Consider the following 14,187-nt stretch of genomic DNA (forward strand, 5'->3'; position numbering starts at 1 on the left):
GAACTGAGGGAGGGGGCGTCCTGGAAGTCCAGGGCGCCCCCTCCTGCTTGCCCCGCAGGGCACCGCCTCAGCTCTTCGCGCTGTCCCGCCGCACCGACAGCAGGTCCTCCAGCTGCTCCTCGCGGGCCTGCGCGGCCACGAAGAGGAGTTCGTCGCCCGCCTCCAGGGAGTCCTCCCGGGAGGGGGTCAGGACGCGGGTGCCGCGGATGATCGTGACCAGGGACGTGTCCTCGGGCCACTCGACGTCGCCGACCTGCGTCCCGGCCAGGGCCGACTCCTCCGGCAGGGTCAGCTCGACCAGGTTGGCGTCGCCGTGGCTGAAGCGGAGCAGGCGGACCAGATCGCCCACGCTCACCGCCTCCTCGACCAGGGCGGACATCAGACGCGGGGTGGAGACGGCGACGTCCACGCCCCACGACTCGTTGAAGAGCCACTCGTTCTTCGGGTTGTTCACCCGCGCGACCACCCGCGGAACGCCGTACTCCGTCTTGGCGAGGAGCGAGACGACCAGGTTCACCTTGTCGTCGCCGGTCGCGGCGATGACGACGTTGCAGCGCTGGAGCGCCGCCTCGTCCAGGGAGGTGATCTCGCAGGCGTCGGCGAGCAGCCATTCGGCCTGCGGGACGCGTTCGACCGAGATGGCCGTCGGCGCCTTGTCGATGAGCAGGACCTCGTGGCCGTTCTCCAGCAGCTCGCCCGCGATCGAGCGGCCGACCGCGCCGGCTCCGGCAATGGCGACCCTCATCAGTGACCGCCCTCCTCTTCGGGACCCTTGGCGAACGCCGCCTCGACCGTGTCGACCTCGTCGGTGCGCATCATCACGTGCACCAGGTCGCCCTCCTGCAGCACCGTCTGCGAGGTGGGCAGGACCGCCTCGCCGAGCCGGGTCAGAAACGCCACGCGCACGCCGGTCTCCTCCTGGATCCGGCTGATCTTGTGGCCGACCCAGGCGGTGGAGGCGTGCACCTCGGCGAGCTGGACGCCGCCCGTGGGGTCGCGCCACAGCGGCTCGGCGCCGGACGGGAGCAGCCGGCGCAGCATCTGGTCGGCCGTCCAGCGGACGGTCGCGACGGTGGGGATGCCCAGGCGCTGGTAGACCTCGGCGCGGCGGGGGTCGTAGATGCGGGCGGCGACGTTCTCGATGCCGAACATCTCGCGGGCCACGCGGGCGGCGATGATGTTGGAGTTGTCACCGCTGGAGACGGCGGCGAAGGCGCCGGCCTCCTCGATGCCGGCCTCCCGCAGGGTGTCCTGGTCGAAACCGACCCCGGTGACCCGGCGGCCGCCGAAGGAGGACCCCAGACGGCGGAAGGCGGTGGGGTCCTGGTCGACCACGGCGACCGTGTGGCCCTGTTGCTCCAGGTTCTGGGCCAGGGCGGAGCCCACCCGCCCGCAACCCATGATGACAATATGCATCGCGTCACACCGCGCTTCCTGCAGGCCCTCTGACCTTCATGAATGTCGTGATCATGTCTCTCTTTCGGCTCGCCGGGCATCACGCCGCGGCCTGCGTGCGGGCCGCCGGGCAACATCATGCCGGTGGAATCAGGCCATGATGCCCAGCGGGGGCGGTGCCGCGTTCGACTGCCCGACTCCAACGTATCGGCAAAGTCGAGGGGGTTGCCGACGGCCCTGCCCGGGCCGGAGCCGGCATCGACGGGGAGGAAGACACCATGAGTACCGAGATCGACGTGCTGGTCCTGGGTGGCGCGGGCGTGGACACGATCGTGCACGTGCCCGAACTGCCCGTGCCGCTCGCCGACAGCCACATGATCCGGCCCGGGATCGTGACGCGCGCGGGCCAGAGCGGAGACTTCGTCGCCCTGGGGACGAACGCCCTGGGCCTGCGCACCCACCACCTCGACATGCTGGGCGACGACCCCGAGGGTGACCTCGTCCGCGCCCTGCACCGCGACCGCGGGATCGCGCTCACCGCCGTCCCCCAGCCGCTCGGCACCAAGCGCGCGGTCAACCTCGTCGGCCCGGACGGCAGACGGCTCTCCCTCTACGACGCCACGCGCGCGGCCGACACGGACCGGCTGCCCGAGGCCACGGTGCGCGAGCTGGCCGCCGTCAGCCGGCACGCCCACGTCGTCATCACCCAGCCGTGCGGCCACGCGCTGCCCGCCCTGCGCGAGGCCGGCGTGACGATCTCGACCGACCTGCACGACTGGGACGGGTCCAACCCCTACCACGAGGACTTCGCCCGACAGGCCGACCTGGTCTTCCTGTCCAGCGCGGCACTGGCCGACCCGGAGCGCACCATGCGGCGGATCACCGAACGGGGCCGGGCCCGAGTGGTCGTCGCCACCGACGGGGCCGACGGGGCCTACCTGCTGGCCGACGGTGAGCTGACGCACGTACCCGCCGCCGCGCCCCCGGCGCCGGTGGTCGACTCCAACGGCGCGGGCGACGCCTTCGCCGCCGCGTTCCTCTACGCCTGGCTGAACGCCGAGCCGCCCCGGCGCTGCGCCCTGTACGGCACGGTGGCGGGGGCGTACGCCTGCACGGTGCCGTCGACCCTGGCCGACAGCATCGGGCGGACGGAACTGTGCGCCCGTGTCACCGACCTGATCAGCGGCGGTTGATGCTGCGCACGCTCGCGAGAGTCAGGATTCCGAGGGCGATGGCGGTGGCCGCGGCGCCGATCAGTTCTGCGGGCGGGTGCATGGGACCTCCGGGGTCGACAACGGCCGGGAAACGGACGGAGCTTAGTCATATAGGCATGGGAATCGGCTGACCTGCGGAATCCGCAGCCGCAGTGGCCTCTGAATTCACTCGGAGAGCAGAGGGGAGGCCAATGAGGGGTGGCGGGTGGGCGAGCCCGCAATCGAACGCTTACGATCCTCTGTTGTGTCCAAACTGACCGACGTGCCCAAGCGGATCCTGATCGGGCGCGCACTGCGCAGTGACCGGCTCGGGGAAACGCTCCTGCCGAAGCGCATCGCACTCCCCGTCTTCGCCTCCGACCCGCTGTCCTCCGTGGCGTATGCGCCCGGGGAGGTGCTGCTGGTCCTGTCCATCGCGGGCGTGACGGCGTACCACTTCAGTCCGTGGATCGCCGTCGCGGTCGTCGTACTGATGTTCACCGTGGTGGCCTCGTACCGGCAGAACGTGCACGCCTACCCCAGCGGCGGCGGCGACTACGAGGTGGCCAACACCAACCTCGGCCCCAAGGCGGGCCTCACGGTCGCCAGCGCGCTGCTCGTCGACTACGTCCTCACCGTCGCGGTGTCGATCTCCTCCGGCATCGAGAACCTGGGCTCGGCGATCCCGTTCGTGGTCGAGCACAAGGTGCTCTGCGCGATAGGCGTGATCGTGCTGCTGACGCTGATGAACCTGCGCGGGGTGAAGGAGTCGGGCTCGCTGTTCGCGATTCCGACGTACATCTTCGTCGCGGGCGTCTTCACCATGATCGCCTGGGGCGCCTTCCGCGGACTGGTCCTGGACGACACCATGCGGGCCCCGACGGCGGACTACGTCATCAAACCCGAGCACCAGGGCCTGGCGGGCTTCGCCCTGGTCTTCCTGCTGCTGCGCGCCTTCTCCTCCGGCTGCGCCGCCCTCACCGGCGTCGAGGCGATCTCCAACGGCGTCCCGGCCTTCCGCAAGCCCAAGTCCAAGAACGCCGCGACCACCCTCGCGGCGATGGGCCTGCTGGCCGTCACCATGTTCTGCGGCATCATCGCGCTGGCCGCCGCGACCGACGTCCGCATGGCCGAGAACCCGGCCAAGGACCTTATCCACAACGGCGTCCCGCTCGGCGCGGACTACGTCCAGAACCCGGTGATCTCCCAGGTCGCCGAGGCCGTCTTCGGCAAGGGCAGCTTCCTCTTCATCATCCTGGCCGCGGCCACCGCGCTGGTGCTGTTCCTCGCCGCGAACACCGCCTACAACGGCTTCCCGCTGCTCGGCTCGATCCTCGCCCAGGACCGCTACCTGCCCCGTCAATTGCACACCCGCGGAGACCGCCTGGCCTTCTCCAACGGCATCGTGCTCCTCGCGGGCGCCGCCGGACTCCTGGTGGGGATCTACGGCGCCGACTCCACACGCCTGATCCAGCTGTACATCGTCGGTGTGTTCGTGTCCTTCACGCTCAGCCAGACCGGCATGGTCCGCCACTGGAACCGCCACCTGGCCACCGAGCGGGACCAGGCCAAGCGCCGCCACATGATCCGCTCCCGCGCGATCAACGCCTTCGGCGCCTTCTTCACCGGCCTCGTGCTGGTCGTCGTCCTCGTCACCAAGTTCACGCACGGCGCGTGGGTCGCCCTGCTCGGCATGGTGATCTTCTACGCGACGATGACGGCCATCCGGAAGCACTACGACCGTGTCGCCGAGGAGATCGCCGCCCCCGAGGGCCCGAGCGACGACAGCGTGCGGCCCTCCCGCATCCACTCCGTCGTCCTGATCTCCAAGATCCACCGCCCGACGCTGCGCGCCCTGGCCTACGCCAAGCTGATGCGCTCGGACAGCTTGGAGGCGCTGAGCGTCAACGTCGACCCGGAGGAGACCAAGGCGCTGCGGGCCGAGTGGGAGCGGCGCGGCATCGACGTACCGCTGAAGGTCCTGGACTCGCCCTACCGCGAGATCACGCGGCCGATCATCGAGTACGTCAAGGGACTGCGCAAGGAATCGCCGCGGGACGCGGTGTCCGTGATCATCCCCGAGTACGTCGTCGGCCACTGGTACGAGCATCTGCTGCACAACCAGAGCGCACTGCGGCTGAAGGGCCGGCTGCTGTTCACGCCGGGGATCATGGTGACCTCGGTGCCGTACCAGCTCCAGTCCTCCGAAGCGGCCAAGAAGCGGGCCCGCAGGCAGCAGGAGTGGAACGCGCCGGGTTCGGTGCGGCGGGGGCCCGCACAGGTGCGGTCGAAGGAGTCCTCGGAGCCGAAGGGCTGAGACCAGGGCCTCGACGGGCCTGAGGCCTGTGCGAACGGGCGTGAATCGGCCGGGCGACAGCCACGTAGACTGGTGGGCTGTTGTCCGGCCGTTTCCGTTCGGCCGCACCCTTTGATCGTTCCCCTCACGTTTTTGGAGTCACCCCGCCATGCAGGCAGAACCGAGGAAGTCGCTGGTGGGGGAGGAGTACGAGGTCGAGGTCGGCCCCGTCGCCCACGGCGGCCACTGCATCGCCCGTACGTCCGAGGGCCAGGTGCTGTTCGTCCGGCACGCGCTGCCCGGTGAGCGGGTCGTGGCGCGGGTGACGGACGGCGAGGAGGGCGCCCGGTTCCTGCGCGCGGACGCGGTGGACGTCCTGGACGCCTCCAAGGACCGGATCGACGTGCCCTGCCCGTTCGCCGGCCCCGGCCGCTGCGGCGGCTGCGACTGGCAGCACGCCAAGCCGGGCGCGCAGCGGCGCCTGAAGGCCGACGTCATCGCCGAACAGCTCCAGCGGCTCGCCGGGCTCACGCCTGAGGAAGCCGGCTGGGACGGCACGGTGCTGCCCGCCGAGGGCGACAAGCTGCCCGCGGGCCAGGTCCCCGCCTGGCGCACCCGCGTCCAGTACGCCGTCACCGCCGACGGCCGGGCCGGCCTGCGCCGGCACCGTTCCCACGAGGTCGAGCCGATCGACCACTGCATGATCGCCGCCGAGGAGGTCAGCGAGCTGGGCATCGAGAAGCGCGACTGGACCGGCATGGACTCCGTCGAGGCGATCGCGGCGACGGGTTCCCAGGACCGTCAGGTGGTCCTGACGCCGAAGCCGGGCGCGCGCCTGCCGCTGGTCGAACTGGACCGCCCCGTGTCCGTCCTGCGGGTGGACGAACGCACCGGCGGCGTCCACCGCGTCCACGGCCGCCCCTTCGTCCGCGAACGCGCCGACGGCCGGACCCACCGGGTCGGCAACGGCGGCTTCTGGCAGGTCCACCCGAAGTCGGCCGACACCCTGGTGACGGCGGTCATGCAGGGCCTGCTCCCACGCAAGGGCGACATGGCCCTCGACCTCTACTGCGGCGTCGGCCTCTTCGCGGGCGCCCTCGCCGACCGGGTCGGAGAGAGCGGGGCGGTCCTCGGGATCGAGTCCGGCAAGCGGGCGGTGGAGGATGCCCGTCACAACCTCGCGGACTTCGACCGCGTCCGCATCGAGCAGGGCAAGGTCGAGAGCGTGTTGCCGCGCACGGGCATCACGGACGTCGACCTGATCGTCCTGGATCCGCCGCGGGCGGGGGCGGGGCGGAAGACCGTGGAGCATCTGTCGTCGCTGGGGGCTCGGCGGATTGCGTATGTGGCGTGCGATCCGGCGGCGTTGGCGCGGGACTTGGGGTATTTCCGGGATGGGGGGTATCGGGTGCGGACGCTTCGGGCGTTTGATCTGTTTCCGATGACCTCGCATGTGGAGTGTGTGGCGATTCTGGAGCCCGCTAAGAAAGGGCTCTGACCTGCGGTTCTTCTGAGTTGCTCAGGCACTGCCAGGTGGGCTCGACCTGTTTCCCGGAATACATCACATGGAGCTGGCACTTCCAGCTCGCGGCATCGGTGACCTGCGGTTTCGTCACGTCCGGCAGTTGGCTCTCCTGGATCGGGCACGCCAGGAGCAGCTCGTGGTGCATTGTCTTGACGCTCGGCTGACGCTGCACCTGATGATGTGTCAAAGGGGGACGGTCAGTCGCCCCGCTCGGCCCCGCCTCTGTGCGTTCAGTCGCAGGACGAAGAGGTGCGAGGTGGTGCTCTGCCGCTTCGGCCGGGTGCGGCTCTCCGGGGAGGAAGGTCACCTGCGGCGCGCCCGTGCGGGGATCAATGGTCACCTCGCTTGTCACGCCGTAGACCTCGGCCAGCAGCCTGGACGTGAGGATCTCCACGGGCGGGCCGCTGGCGGCGAGCCGGCCGTGGTCGAGCACGTAGAGGCGGTCGCAGTGGTAGGCGGCGAGGTTCAGGTCGTGCAGGGCGACGAGCACCGTGGTCGGCAGGCGGCGCAGCGTGTTCAGGACGTCCAACTGGTGACGGATGTCGAGGTGGTTGGTCTCCTCGTCCAGGACGAGGAGGGAGGGCCGCTGGGCGAGGACGCGGGCGATGAGGACACGCTGGCGTTCGCCGCCGGAGAGTCGGTCGAAGGGGCGATCGACCAGGTTGGCGGCGTCCACCGCGTCCAGGGCCGTCTCGATCAGTTCGGCGTCCTCGGAGGTGTCGCCGTCGAGCAGGCGTTTGTGCGGGGTGCAGCCCATCGCGAGGTGCCGTCGGGCCGCTGAACTCGGGGGTCCTGGCGCGGGGAACGACCCCGCCGTCCCTCATGTACGCGTACACGTCGGAGACGATTGTCTGTTCGATCTGGTTGGGCTTCAAGTTGGTGGTCCGCAGACCGTTCGTGGTTCCGTCCGGGCCGGTGTGGGCTCGGTCGTAGTCGTGGCCGGTGTCCGAGTGCCACTGGTCGTCGCCCACCATGGCGGAGCGTTTGAGATCCTGCCCCTCGCCATTGGAGGTGTACTCGCCGATGGCCGGGCCGTCGCCGTTCGGGTACGGCGACAGGCCGAAGGGGTCGCAAACGGTGTGCGGGTTGGTCACGTAGGCGACCGGGTTCGGCGCCGGCGAGATCCCCAGAGGGTCCAGAGACGTGTACCGGCCGGTCTCCGAGGCGTAGTGACGGAAGAGGTTGTAGTGGAGGCCGGTCTCTGGGGCGTAGGGCCGTGGCGAGGTCCACCGGTCGCAGTCCGCGGTGCGGTCGCCGTCCGGGGTGTTGTGGGTGCCGCTGCGCATGCGGCCGACCCCGCCGCCGCTCGGCACCCTGAACTCGACGGTGATGGAGAGCGAGGCGTGGGGTGACGGGCAGCGGAGTGTCCGTCACCTGGGCGCTCAGGTCTTCAGGAGTAGGTTCACGTGCGCATGCCCAGCGGATCCGGACGGCGTCGCGCCGCCGGTCCTTGGTCTTCGTCCTCGTTCACCAGTTCCCGTAGTCCTCCACGTAGGTGGCGATCAGCTCGAGCAGGGTGTCGGCCCGGTGCCGGTCCTCGCGCTGCTCGCGCAGGGCCTTGTCGGCGGCCTGTAGGTGGGCCAGGGCGGCCGGTTCACCGTCGACCAGGTCGTCGACCACCGGCGTGGTGACCAGGTCCAGGCATTCGGTGAGCAGGCGGCGGGTGGCCGGGACGGGGGGAGCCGGGTCGGGGGCGGCGAAGCTGGTGGTCAGATAGCGTGCGGGGTCCGTGAGGCTCCAGCCGGCGACGGTGCCGTGCTGGACGAGGAGTGCCACGTCGGGGGCGATGCCGATGCCGGCTTCCAGCGGCTCGTCGAGGACGTCGAGGTCACGCAGGCAGATCAGCGTGGTGTCCCCGGGAGCGCGGCACAGCACCGTGCACATCTCATGCCGGAAGTCCCGGACCTCGTCCGCGCGGAGCCCGCCCCGGCGTACGACGGGCATGACGGGAAGGCGGGTGGAGGTCTCGGCGGCGGCGTACACGTACGGCAGCTGGAGTTCGGCCCCGACCAGCTTCCGGCTGTCCTGGGCGAACCGGAAGACGTCCGGCGTGTCCCACAGCCAGTGCTGGCTGCCGAAGGTGTCCGAGACGAAGCGCTCACGCTCGCTCGCGTCCGCGTACCGCGCGAGATCCACGGAGTCGCCGGTGAAGCGGGGAGTGATGTGCTGCGGATCGTCCGTCACTGTTGCGCGCCAGTCGCCGTCGAACGACAGTTTCGTGGTCATTCCTGCCTCATCTGATCTGCACTCCTGGGACCAGGTTGCCGAACTTGCCGGGAATCCTGCCCTCCACGACATCCTCGTGGGCGACCGGCTTGCCGGGGTCCGACGGACTGCCGCCGAGCGCCTTCGCGCCGGATTCACCCTTGATACCCGACTCTCCGTACGCCGTGATGGCCTGGCCCTGCTTGGCGCCGGGCCCGTAGACCACGGCGATGTCATTGTCCTTGCGGAAGAGGAAGTTCCCTGACTGGCCCTGTGACTGGTACACGGCATCGGGATTCTTCAGGATCTCCAGGACTCGTTCGTCGGTGAAGCCGTGCGTCGTGTTCCCGTGGTAGTCGGCGTGTTTCTTGAGCTCGCCGTTCTGCGCCCTCGCGAGGACCTCGTCCACTCTGGGCCTTCTCCTCCTTCGTGTACTTGGGCATGAGGCCCAGCGGGTCGCACCCGCTGTGCGGGTTGTCCACGTACGCGACGGGGTTCGGGGCGGGAGCGAGGCCGAGGGGGTCCGGGGAGGTGTAGCGGCCGGTCTCGGGGTCGTAGTGGCGGAAGTAGTTGTAGTGGAGCCCGGTCTCGGGGTCGTAGTACTGGCCGGGGAAGCGGAGTGGGGTGTAGGCGCTGCTGCCACGGGCCCAGGGCGTGCTCCGGGTGCGCCAGGCGATGTCGCCCGTCTCGTCGATGAGCTCGGTCGGCGTGCCGACGAGGTCGGTGGCGATGGCGAAGAACCGGCGGTCGATCTCCTCCTGGCGGTCGTCGGCCGTGAGGATGCGCTCGGTCTGGGCCAGGGGGACGACATCCCGGTGGTCCCAGGTGAGGGCGACCGTGTTCGGGACGTCCGGCGCTGGTCTGAACAGGCTTCGGCGCCGGCCGAAGTGTGCGTCACGCATACCGGACGGCATGAGGACGGCCGTGCACGTCTTCCGGTTGCGTGACGGTTGCCCATCCCATCCACCGCGTGGATAACCCGGATACGGGATTCGGATTGCGCTGGGGATGGCACCGGCGCCTTGGCGCCCCCATAGTCGTCGCTACCGCACGCCGCTGTCCGGATGCTGCCGGCGGGCGAGTTCCCCAGCATGCCGGCGCCGTCGGTGCCCGTGAGGCATGCCCGCTCCCTTACGCCGTCCCCTGGAGTCGCCATGCCCGGTTCCGTGCCCCCGCCGCCTCCCGCCGCTATCGATGCCACCGCTCCGTCAGCCGTCGCCGTGTCGGGCCCGGCCCACCTCCTGCGGGTGACCCTTCTGATGGCGGGCAGCTGTCTGCCGATCCTGGGGGCGGTACTGATCGCCCCCGTGCTGCCGAAGATGCAGGACCACTTCGCGTCGGTCCCGGGGGCCAAGGCGCTGGTGCCGCTCGCGCTGACCGTCCCGGCGCTGGCGCTGGCGCTGCTGGCCCCGTTCGCCGGTGTGATCGTGGATCGGGTGGGCCGCAAGCGACTGCTGGTCGTGGCGACCGTCCTGTACGCGCTGTTCGGTACGGCACCGCTGTGGCTGGACTCGCTGGGCGGCATCATCGCCAGCCGCGCGCTGGTCGGAGTCGCCGAGGCCGCGATCATGACGTGCTGCACGACACTGATCGGTGACTACTACTCCGGTCATCAGCGGGTGAAGTACCTCGCCCTGCAGACCATGTGCGCCTCCGCGTCGGCCACCGTCTTCTTCGTGCTGGGCGGCGCCGCCGGATCGGCGGGCTGGCGCGTGCCCTTCTGGGTCTACGCCGTGAGCCTGGTGCTCGCCCCGCTGATGGCAACCGCCCTGCCCAACCCGGCGGCCCGCGCGGCCGACGTCGAGACTCCGGCCGAGACGGAGGCCCGCCGCTCGTTCCCCTGGCGGCAGCTGGCGGGCATCTGTGCCCTCACCTTCTTCGGGGCGATGGTCTTCTACACCGTCCCGGTGGAGATGTCGTACCTGCTTGACGACCTCGGGGTGGAGAACCCCGGCGTGATCGGACTGGCCACCGCGATCGCCAGTGCCGCCACCGTGGGCGGAGCGGTCACCTTCGCCCGGCTCAAGCGTTCTCCCGACCCGATGCTGCCCGTCGTTCTCGCGGTCTGCGCGGTCGGCTTCGGGGTGATGTTCCTCGCGGGCAACGCCCCGCTGCTGGTCATCGGGGCGGTCGTCAACTGCGTGGGCACCGGCATGCTGCTGCCCGCGCTTCTCACCAGTGCCATGTCCCGTCTGGCGTTCGAGGACCGCGGCCGCGGCACGGGGCTGTGGACGGCGGCCTTCTTCGGCGGTGAGTTCGTCTGCCCGCTGGTGCTGCTCGCCGGGGAGGCCGCGGTCGGCAGTCTCGCCGGTGCCGTGGGCGTGCTGGGGCTGGCCGCCGCCCTCGTCGCGGCGGGGCTGTGGGCGGCCCGCCGCCGGGTGGGCGCCGTCGATCCCCGGCCGTTGCCGGAGCAGTTGGCCTGAGGGTGCGCAGGACGACCGCCGGGAGCGCGTCGATCACGGGCTGCCGCCGGGTCCGGTCAGAGCCGGTCCGGCGGCAGCCCCGCGCTCTGGTCGACGGGCACGGCCTTCCCCGGGTTCTTGCCCTTGCTGAAGCCGTTGCCCGCCAGCGTCGCGCCCACCTCCGCGGCCTTCTGCCGCAGCCAGATGTGGCCCGCGTCCTGAGCGTGCACCGGGTGCCACCACATCGCCTCCCGCACCGGTACCGCCTCGAAGGGGCAGGGCAGGACGCGCACCGCGGCGGAGCGGACCGCCTTGCGGGCCAGGCGCTCCTGGATCATCGCGATCCGGCGGGTGCCCTCGACCATGAGGGGCAGCAACTGGAAGGTCTGCACGGACACCTCCACCTGGGGACTGATCCCTATCATGCTGAGCTGGCGGGCGGCCGGGGCGTCGTAGGGACGCTGGTAGACGGCCCAGGGCAGACGCCCCAGCTGGTCCAGGGTGAGTTCGTCACCGATGTCGGGATGATCGTCGGCGACCAGGAACAGCCAGCGGTCCTGGTGGAGGTCGACGGCGGGCAAGCCGTCGATGACGCCGTGCGGCATCAGCAGTCCGTCGACGGTGCTCAGCACCGCGGCGGTGTTCTCCACGACGGACGGTGCCGGGTGCTGGAAGGTGAGCCGGATGCCGGGCGCCTCCTCGTGCAGGGTGCGGGCGAGTGCGGCACCGAACACGGCCGCCCCGTAGTCGGAGGCGAGGAGGGTGAACTCTCGGCTCTCCGCCGCCGGGTCGAAGTCGGCCTGGCTGGCGAAGACGCGCTCCAGCAGGTCGCACGCGGTGGCGCTGCGGTCGCGCAGGGCGGCGCCGAGCGGTGTCAGCTCGTAGGCGTTGCCCGTCCGGGCGAGCAATTCGTCGTCGAAATGGCGGCGCAGCCGGGACAACGCAGCGCTCATCGCCGGCTGGCTGAGGCCGATGCGCTCGCCGGCCCGGGTGACATTGCGCTCCTCCAGCAGCGCGCGAAGGGCGAGGACCAGATTGAGGTCGAGTCGGGACAGGTTCACCGGGCAACCACCTAGCAGCGAGAGCCATCCATGTCATGGATTCTGCATATCCACAGGATCAATTTCCGTGATCAGCCGATCGGGGCCAGAGTAGACCGCAACCCAGCAGGAGGAAAATCTGATGGCAATGCTCGCGCAACCTGCCGGCTCGTTCGCGCTCGGCACCTTCTCCGCTCAGGACGGGGAGCCCTTTCCCGGCCTCCTGGCCGAAGACCGGGTACTCGATCTGCGCAGTGCCCTGGACTGGGCGCCATCGGGTCTGCGCGCCGTGGTGGAGCGGTGGGAGGAGACCCTCCCCCTCCTGCGCGCCCTGGCGGACGACGACGCCCTCGGCGGGCGGCCGCTGGAGGGTCTGCGGGTGCACGCCCCCATCGAGCCGCGGCAGATCTTCCAGTCCGGCGCCAACTACCGGCAGCACGTGATCGACCTGGAGGTCGCCCACCGCTCCCCGGACGACCCGCGCACGGTCGAGGAGGCGCGCGCGGAGATCGCCGCGGTCATGGACCGCCGGGCCGCCGAGGACCTGCCCTATGTGTTCATCGGCCTGACCAGCGCGATCACGGGCCCCTACGACGACGTGGTCCTGCCCGCCTGGGCCGAGAAGCCGGACTGGGAGCTGGAGTTGGCGGCCGTCATCGCCAAGCCCGCCTACCGGGTGACGGTCGAGGAGGCCCTGGAGTACGTCGCCGGCTACACCATCGCCAACGACCTCACCGACCGCGCCACCGTGTTCCGCCGGGACATGAAAGCCATCGGCACCGACTGGCTGCGCTGCAAGAACGCTCCCGGTTTCACGCCGCTCGGCCCATGGCTCGTACCTGCCGAATCGATCGCGGACACCGGTGACCTGCGGGTCACGCTCAAGCTGAACGGCGAGACCATGCAGGACGAGTCCACCAAGGACATGCTCTTCGGGGTCGCACGCCTGGTGTCGTACGCCTCACAGACGGCTCGACTTCTGCCCGGTGACCTGGTGTTGACCGGCAGCCCGGCCGGCAACGGCATCCACTGGGGACGCCTGCTGCGGGACGGCGACGTCATGGAGGGTTCCATCACCGGTCTGGGCGTGCAGCGCACCCGCTGTGTCGCGGAGGGAACGGCATGAGCCTGGACCGCCGCGACCCGGAGGGCGCGATCGCCGAGGCAGCCAAGGCGTACTCCAACTGGGGGCGTTGGGGTGAGGACGACGTGCTCGGCACGCTGAACTTCCTCGACGAGGCCAAGCGGCGCGGGGGCGCGGCGCTCGTGCGCCGCGGCGTCAGCTTCTCGCTGTCGCAGCGGTTCGACATGAACGGCCCGCAGAAGGGCTGGCGCCGGCGGACCAACCCCGTGCACACCATGCTCGACACGGGCACCGACGCCGCCCTGGGCAACCAGGGCTTCCCGCACGGCATCGGCGGCGCCGACGACGTGATCGCGATGCCGCTGCAGTGCTCCACCCAGTGGGACGGCCTCGGGCACATCTTCGACCACGGCAAGGCGTGGAACGGACGGGCCGCCGAGAAGGTCGTCACCTCCGACGGGGACCTCGTCACCGGCATCGAGCACATGGCACCGTACGTCGCCGGCCGCGGTGCGCTGCTCGACGTGGGCCTGGTCGTCGGCACGGACGGCGAGCTGCCCGACGGGTTCGCCATCACCGAGGAGCACCTCGAGCGGACGGCCGAGGCCCACGGGGTGACCGTCGGCCGCGGCGACATCGTCCTCGTCCGCACCGGACATCTCGCTCGCGCCCGGCGGGACGGCTGGGGCGACTACGCGGGCGGTCCCGCGCCCGGCCTGTCGTTCACCACCGCCGGCTGGCTGCACGGCAGCGAGATCGCCGCCATCGCCACCGACACCTGGGGTTTCGAGGTACGGCCCAACGAGTTCGACAACGCCTTCCAGCCGCTGCACCAGGTCGTCATCCCCAACATGGGCCTGCTGATCGGCGAGATGTGGGACCTCGACGCACTCGCCGCCGACTGCGCCGACGACGGCGTGTACGAATTCTGGCTCACCGCCGCTCCCCTCCCCATCACCGGAGCCGTCGGCTCCCCGGTCAACCCGATCGCCGTCAAGTAACCCGCACTACTGCCGGATGCGCCGTTCCCGGACAGCAGCGGCGCAT

The 14,187-nt window shown here is 70.5% G+C and carries 11 protein-coding genes and 3 pseudogenes; 6 read left to right on the forward strand and 8 right to left on the reverse strand.

What is annotated here, in order from left to right; all coding sequences use genetic code 11:
* Nucleotides 1–67: 67 nt before the first annotated feature.
* Together ACZ58V_RS38865 and ACZ58V_RS38870 are read right to left on the reverse strand one after the other, a co-directional pair.
* Entirely contained in the window at nucleotides 68–745 is a 678-nt protein-coding gene (locus tag ACZ58V_RS38865; protein ID WP_189721784.1) for a potassium channel family protein, read from the reverse strand.
* The gene (locus ACZ58V_RS38870; protein WP_114255765.1) at nucleotides 745–1,416 is read right to left on the reverse strand and encodes a potassium channel family protein; all 672 of its coding nucleotides are present in this window, start codon (nucleotides 1,414–1,416) and stop codon (nucleotides 745–747) included. The genes ACZ58V_RS38865 and ACZ58V_RS38870 overlap by 1 nt, the downstream gene beginning before the upstream one ends.
* A gap of 257 nt (nucleotides 1,417–1,673) precedes the next feature.
* Between ACZ58V_RS38870 and ACZ58V_RS38875 the strand changes: the two genes are divergently transcribed.
* From ACZ58V_RS38875 to ACZ58V_RS38885, 3 genes are all read left to right on the forward strand, one after another.
* On the forward strand, nucleotides 1,674–2,588 hold the full coding sequence (locus ACZ58V_RS38875; protein WP_471295969.1) for a PfkB family carbohydrate kinase: 915 nt from the start codon (nucleotides 1,674–1,676) through the stop codon (nucleotides 2,586–2,588).
* 265 nt (nucleotides 2,589–2,853) lie between these two features.
* Nucleotides 2,854–4,905: an APC family permease gene (locus tag ACZ58V_RS38880; protein WP_189721782.1), complete on the forward strand. Its 2,052-nt coding sequence runs from the start codon at nucleotides 2,854–2,856 to the stop codon at nucleotides 4,903–4,905.
* A gap of 148 nt (nucleotides 4,906–5,053) precedes the next feature.
* Nucleotides 5,054–6,382 (forward strand): class I SAM-dependent RNA methyltransferase, encoded by a 1,329-nt coding sequence (locus ACZ58V_RS38885; RefSeq protein ID WP_468192296.1) that lies wholly within the window; start codon nucleotides 5,054–5,056, stop codon nucleotides 6,380–6,382.
* Nucleotides 6,383–6,692: 310 nt separating this feature from the next.
* Here ACZ58V_RS38885 and ACZ58V_RS38890 read toward each other — a convergent pair.
* The 5 genes and pseudogenes from ACZ58V_RS38890 to ACZ58V_RS38910 form a co-directional block, all read right to left on the reverse strand.
* Nucleotides 6,693–7,181: pseudogene (locus ACZ58V_RS38890) on the reverse strand (ABC transporter ATP-binding protein); the annotation flags it as partial.
* 262 nt (nucleotides 7,182–7,443) lie between these two features.
* Nucleotides 7,444–7,620, reverse strand: a pseudogene (locus tag ACZ58V_RS38895) (RHS repeat-associated core domain-containing protein); the annotation flags it as partial.
* A gap of 256 nt (nucleotides 7,621–7,876) precedes the next feature.
* On the reverse strand, nucleotides 7,877–8,635 hold the full coding sequence (locus ACZ58V_RS38900; RefSeq protein WP_471295973.1) for a hypothetical protein: 759 nt from the start codon (nucleotides 8,633–8,635) through the stop codon (nucleotides 7,877–7,879).
* Between the two features lie 7 nt (nucleotides 8,636–8,642).
* A complete protein-coding gene (locus tag ACZ58V_RS38905; RefSeq protein ID WP_468192465.1) occupies nucleotides 8,643–9,023 on the reverse strand; it encodes a hypothetical protein in 381 nt (126 codons plus the stop codon).
* Nucleotides 9,024–9,051: 28 nt separating this feature from the next.
* Nucleotides 9,052–9,462, reverse strand: a pseudogene (locus ACZ58V_RS38910) (RHS repeat-associated core domain-containing protein); the annotation flags it as partial.
* Between the two features lie 306 nt (nucleotides 9,463–9,768).
* Here ACZ58V_RS38910 and ACZ58V_RS38915 point away from each other — a divergent pair.
* Nucleotides 9,769–11,037, forward strand: a complete 1,269-nt coding sequence (locus tag ACZ58V_RS38915) for an MFS transporter (RefSeq protein WP_468192292.1) — start codon at nucleotides 9,769–9,771, stop codon at nucleotides 11,035–11,037.
* 56 nt (nucleotides 11,038–11,093) lie between these two features.
* Here the strand turns inward: ACZ58V_RS38915 and ACZ58V_RS38920 are convergent, their stop codons facing one another.
* The gene (locus ACZ58V_RS38920) at nucleotides 11,094–12,077 is read right to left on the reverse strand and encodes a LysR family transcriptional regulator (protein WP_468192291.1); all 984 of its coding nucleotides are present in this window, start codon (nucleotides 12,075–12,077) and stop codon (nucleotides 11,094–11,096) included.
* Between the two features lie 121 nt (nucleotides 12,078–12,198).
* Between ACZ58V_RS38920 and ACZ58V_RS38925 the strand changes: the two genes are divergently transcribed.
* Nucleotides 12,199–13,182, forward strand: a complete 984-nt coding sequence (locus tag ACZ58V_RS38925) for a fumarylacetoacetate hydrolase family protein (RefSeq protein ID WP_468192289.1) — start codon at nucleotides 12,199–12,201, stop codon at nucleotides 13,180–13,182.
* Nucleotides 13,179–14,141, forward strand: coding sequence for a cyclase family protein (locus ACZ58V_RS38930; RefSeq protein WP_471295977.1), 963 nt, complete (start codon nucleotides 13,179–13,181; stop codon nucleotides 14,139–14,141). Before ACZ58V_RS38925 ends, ACZ58V_RS38930 begins: the two co-directional genes overlap by 4 nt.
* Nucleotides 14,142–14,187: the final 46 nt, after the last annotated feature.

It is taken from the genome of Streptomyces sp. NPDC040589 (genome assembly GCF_055594445.1).

Coding starts and splice junctions, on each gene's coding strand:
- ACZ58V_RS38865 (WP_189721784.1), bottom strand. CDS start 745: ATGAGGGTCGCCATTGCCGGAGCCGGCGCGGTCGGCCGCTCGATCGCG.
- ACZ58V_RS38870 (WP_114255765.1), bottom strand. CDS start 1,416: ATGCATATTGTCATCATGGGTTGCGGGCGGGTGGGCTCCGCCCTGGCC.
- ACZ58V_RS38875 (WP_471295969.1), top strand. CDS start 1,674: ATGAGTACCGAGATCGACGTGCTGGTCCTGGGTGGCGCGGGCGTGGAC.
- ACZ58V_RS38885 (WP_468192296.1), top strand. CDS start 5,054: ATGCAGGCAGAACCGAGGAAGTCGCTGGTGGGGGAGGAGTACGAGGTC.
- ACZ58V_RS38900 (WP_471295973.1), bottom strand. CDS start 8,635: ATGACCACGAAACTGTCGTTCGACGGCGACTGGCGCGCAACAGTGACG.
- ACZ58V_RS38915 (WP_468192292.1), top strand. CDS start 9,769: ATGCCCGGTTCCGTGCCCCCGCCGCCTCCCGCCGCTATCGATGCCACC.
- ACZ58V_RS38925 (WP_468192289.1), top strand. CDS start 12,199: ATGGCAATGCTCGCGCAACCTGCCGGCTCGTTCGCGCTCGGCACCTTC.
- ACZ58V_RS38930 (WP_471295977.1), top strand. CDS start 13,179: ATGAGCCTGGACCGCCGCGACCCGGAGGGCGCGATCGCCGAGGCAGCC.